This is a genomic window from Paenacidovorax caeni (genome assembly GCF_001298675.1).
Taxonomy (GTDB): domain Bacteria; phylum Pseudomonadota; class Gammaproteobacteria; order Burkholderiales; family Burkholderiaceae_C; genus Paenacidovorax; species Paenacidovorax caeni.
Window position 1 is genome coordinate 1 of the sequence record NZ_CYIG01000093.1, and the last position, 3,384, is coordinate 3,384.

Below are 3,384 nucleotides of genomic sequence, written 5' to 3' on the forward strand. Positions count from 1 at the left end.
GAACCTCAAAAGTGGGAGGCCACCATACCCGTTTACAAAGCGAACAGGAAAGTCAATGAAATCAACGGTCTACCCAGACCACCCCCGCGCCAGTGCTAGCTTTGCGTACCGTCACTTATTGCACTGAAAACGAGGAGACCCCGAAACTTGCCGGGTGAGGCAGGACTGCGGGCCCTTTCATAGGGAGAACGGATCGGTCAACTTGATGCAACTCATGAAGCTGGATCGCCTTCCAGGCAGATCCAAAGGTGCTTGATCGTCAGACTGCAGCATCAGCGGCGGTAGTGATTGCGCTTTGGGCGGCTGAAAAATTTGGTGCCCCTGCGGAAGGCTTGCAACTTTTCCTGTAAGCGATAAGATAGTAATATGACCTTGGTGGCGCGCGGCTCGAAGCCCCGCGCCCAGGCTCCGAAACGGTGGCGCACCCACATGCCCAGGCTGACCGGCAGGCCCAGCACCAGCGCCACCTGGCCCATCATCTGGCCCACGGGCACATCCACGGCGCGCGCCGCGCCCAAGAAATGCCCCAGCGACCAGGTCACGACCAGCGGCAGGGTGAAGATGGTGAGCACGCTGGCCACGGCCGTGAAGCTCACGGCCAGCGCCACGTCGCCGCGCGCCAGGTAAGTCAGCAGATTGGACGTGCTGCCCGTGGGGCAGGCCGCCAGAATCATGAAACCCACGGCGAACACGCCGCCGATGCCCACGGCCGTGAGCAGCCCATAACAAGCCAGCGGCAGCAGCACGAAGTGGCACACCACCCCCACCAGCAGCGCGCGCGGCTGCGCCAGGATGCGCCGGAAGTCCCCTGGCGTGAGCCCCAGGCCCAGCGAGAACATGATGAAACCCAGGATGAGCGGCAGCAGCACGCTCGAAACGATGTCGCCTTGCATGGTGTCTCCTTTTTTTGTGGCCGGCCAATCTCAGCGGGCCTGATCTCTTGGTGGGCCGGGCCTGGCGGCTGTTGCTCCCTCTCCCGCTGGCGGGAGAGGGCAGGGGTGAGGGTCGTAAAAGCGGGCGCGGCACCCCCTCACCCCCACCCTCTCCCCCAAGGGGGCGAGGGAGTTAAAGCCCGTGCCAAATAAGCGTTGCGTGCTATCAGAAGATGTGTGCATACACAAGCCCAGAGGGCGAAGGCGTTCCGGTCAGCGGTTTCTCCACAGCATGACGTCCAGCACCTTGCTCGCCAGCCCGGCGTAGGGCGGCTGCAGGAAGTTGACGGTGCGGATCGGCCCCTGCTGGAACACCGGGCGCAGCTTGGAGAACGTCAGGAACCCCTCGTGCCCGTGGTAGTGGCCCATGCCGCTGTTGCCCACGCCGCCAAAGGGCAGGTGGTGCTGGCCCACATGCAAGAGCGTGTCGTTGAGCGTGACGCCGCCCGAGAGGGTTTGCGTCAGGTAATGCTGCTGCAGCGCGCGTTCGTGGCTGAACAGGTAGAGCGCCAGCGGGTGCGGCCTGTCGTTGATGTACTGCGTGACCTCGTCCCGGTTTTGGTAGCTGAGGATGGGCAGGATAGGGCCGAAGATCTCGCGCTGCATGACCTGCATGCCGTCGTGCACGTTCAAGAGCGCCACCGGCGGCATGATGCGCCGGGCCGCGTCGCCGCTTTGCCCCGGCGCCAGCGGCACGGCCTGCGCGCCCTGGGCGATGGCATCCTGCAGCATGGCCTGCAGCCGGTCGTACTGGCGCTGGTCGATGATGGCGGTGTACTCGCCGCCCAGCAGATTGGGGTAGCGCTGGGCCACGATGCGCTGGGCGTGTTGGATGAAGGCCTGCTCGCGCCCCTGGGGCACAAACAGGTAATCCACATTGGTGCAGATCTGCCCGGCGTTGAGCATCTTGACCCACAGGATGCGCTCGGCCGCTTTGTCCAGCGGGTAGCCGGGCGCGACGATGGCGGGCGACTTGCCGCCCAGCTCCAGCGTGACGGGCGTGAGGTTGGGCGCGCAGTTGGCCATCACGGCGCGGCCGGTCTGGGGCGAGCCGGTGAAGAACAGGTGGTTGAACGGCAGTTGTGTGAACAGCGGGCCTATGCTGGCGCCGTCTTCGCCACGGTCGGCAAAGACGCTGACCTTGTCGGCGGCGAAGTAGCGCGGCAAGACCTCTTGCAGCAGGCGCGCCAGGTGGGCGGAGTTTTCCGACATCTTCACCATCACCCGGTTGCCCGCCGCCAGCGCGCCAATCATGGGCTGCACGGCCATGGCGATGGGGAAGTTCCAGGGCACGACGATGCCCACCACGCCCAGCGGCTGGGGCTGCACCCAGGCGCTGGCCAGCGGGTACTGGCTGATGTCGAGCGAACGCTTCTCGCGCCGCATCCAGCGCGGCAGGCGCTTGATGGCGTCGAGCAGCCCTTCCTGCGCCTGCAACAGCTCGGTCATCAGGGTCTCGAAGCGGCTCCTGCAGCCGTAGTCGCGGTTCACGGCATCCACCAGGGCCTCGCGGTTGTCCACCAGCAGGCGGTGCAGGGCGCGCAGGTCGGCGCGGCGTTCGGCCAGGCTGGGGCAGCGCTGCTTTTGAAAGGCGGCGTGCTGCGCTGCGAAGCAGTCGCGCAGGGGTTGGGGGATGTGGGCGGGCACGGTGGGCACGTTGGGCCGTTGAGGCGGCGGGGACAGGTGCTGGGCGTCGTTGTGCATGGGCTGGCCTTTACGCGAAAGAGCGGGCGGAAATGGGGGAGGAAGAGCGGGCGGCGGCGCGCAGCAGGTCGGCGCATTTCTCGCCGATCATGATGCTGGGCGCGTTGGTGTTGCCGGTGGTGATGTTCGGCATGACGGAGGCGTCGGCCACACGCAGCCCGGTGCAGCCGTGCACGCGCAGATCCGGCCCGACCACGGCGGCGGGGTTGTCGGCCGGCCCCATGCGGCAGGTGCCCACGGGGTGGTATTCGGTGTCGGCACTGCGCCGCAGCTCGCGCTCTATGCCGGCGGGGTCGTCGGCGCTGATGGGAGAGAGCATCTTGCCGCGCCAGGGTGCCAGCGCCGCGTCGTTCATGATGGCCAGCGACTTCTGCACGCCCTTGACCAGGCGCGGCATGTCATCCGGGTGGCTGAAGTAGCGCGGGTCGATCAGCAGGCTCTGGCGCGCGTCGCTGCTGGCCAGGCGCACCTCGCCCCGGCTTTGCGGCCGCGTCAGCGTGACATGCAGGCCAAAGCCGTGGCCCCAGTGCAGCTTGCGGCTGTGGTCCTCGACGATGGCGGCAACGAATTCGAGCTCGATGTCGCTGGCGTGCAAAACGGATAGGAAATTCAACCGCATGAGGCCAAGTATGGCACGAGTTTTGGGCCTCGAAACACGTTCGGCCAAGGAAGGTTGAGCGCTCGCTTGCCGCTCAATGGCAAGAGCTTGGGAGGCAGTATGCATTTGGGCCTGGCGCGCGCGCAGCTG

General features: G+C 66.2%; 3 protein-coding genes. All 3 read right to left on the bottom strand.

The genetic code is table 11. The features are described from left to right. Nucleotides 1–272: 272 nt before the first annotated feature. Nucleotides 273–893 (bottom strand): bile acid:sodium symporter family protein, encoded by a 621-nt coding sequence (locus tag BN2503_RS18660; RefSeq protein ID WP_054258091.1) that lies wholly within the window; start codon nucleotides 891–893, stop codon nucleotides 273–275. Between the two features lie 252 nt (nucleotides 894–1,145). Next, on the bottom strand, nucleotides 1,146–2,636 hold the full coding sequence (locus BN2503_RS18665; RefSeq protein ID WP_082366680.1) for a coniferyl aldehyde dehydrogenase: 1,491 nt from the start codon (nucleotides 2,634–2,636) through the stop codon (nucleotides 1,146–1,148). A gap of 10 nt (nucleotides 2,637–2,646) precedes the next feature. Next, nucleotides 2,647–3,255, bottom strand: coding sequence for a GMC family oxidoreductase (locus BN2503_RS18670; RefSeq protein WP_139235595.1), 609 nt, complete (start codon nucleotides 3,253–3,255; stop codon nucleotides 2,647–2,649). Nucleotides 3,256–3,384 lie beyond the last annotated feature (129 nt).